This window comes from Cyanobium sp. NIVA-CYA 375, assembly GCF_056108345.1.
The window spans coordinates 1-635 of sequence record NZ_JBSYHW010000363.1; the positions used below are offsets into that span (position 1 = coordinate 1).

Genomic DNA, 635 nt, shown 5'->3' on the forward strand with positions numbered 1-635 from the left:
CCGGCGGCGCCGGCTTCGTCCATGGTCGGGAAGGCGGTGCGCGCGTCACGCATGTCGTTGCCGCCGGCCACCACCACGTACAGCGCGTTCGGGTCGAGGGAGCCCGGTGCGTTCGTGAACGATCCCACCTGAGCCAGCAGGCTGGGGATGCTGCCGCCGTTGGTGCGCGCACCGCCGAAGGCGTAGTTGTTGCCGCCCTGCAGCGACGCGGTCGAGCTGCTCGCCAGGCCGATGCCGCTGGCCAGGTACTCGACCCAGACCGGGCCGTCGGAGAAGCGGCCGGGCAGGTAGGGCGCATTCGGCGTCGCGCCGCCGGTGAGCGTGAAGATGTTGCCGGTGTCGGACAGGCTGTCGCCGAAGTAGTAGGCGTTGGTGTAGGCCGCGGCTCCCAGCGGGGCCGAGAGGGCGGACAGCGCCACGGCGGCGGTGCCCAGGAAATGGCGGAAGGTCTTGGTCATGTTGTGTGTCTCCTCGGGCGATGCAGCGCCTCGCTGACCCGCCACGGTACACGCCAGGACAGCCGCCCGGCAGTGGGACGCGCCCGGAGCGGGCCCCCGCGCTTGCGGGGGTCGCGCGCCGAGGGCCGCGGCGCTCAGCGCGGCTTGCGGGCGGGCTTGCGTGCGGCGCCGGTCTCG

The 635-nt window shown here is 73.4% G+C and carries 1 protein-coding gene; it reads right to left on the minus strand.

Translation table 11 applies throughout. The annotated features are described in order from the left end of the window. Positions 1 to 458, minus strand: a 458-nt coding sequence (locus tag AC01FP_RS18605; protein ID WP_474482370.1) for an SGNH/GDSL hydrolase family protein, incomplete at its 3' end; no start/stop codon positions are given. Positions 459 to 635: the final 177 nt, after the last annotated feature.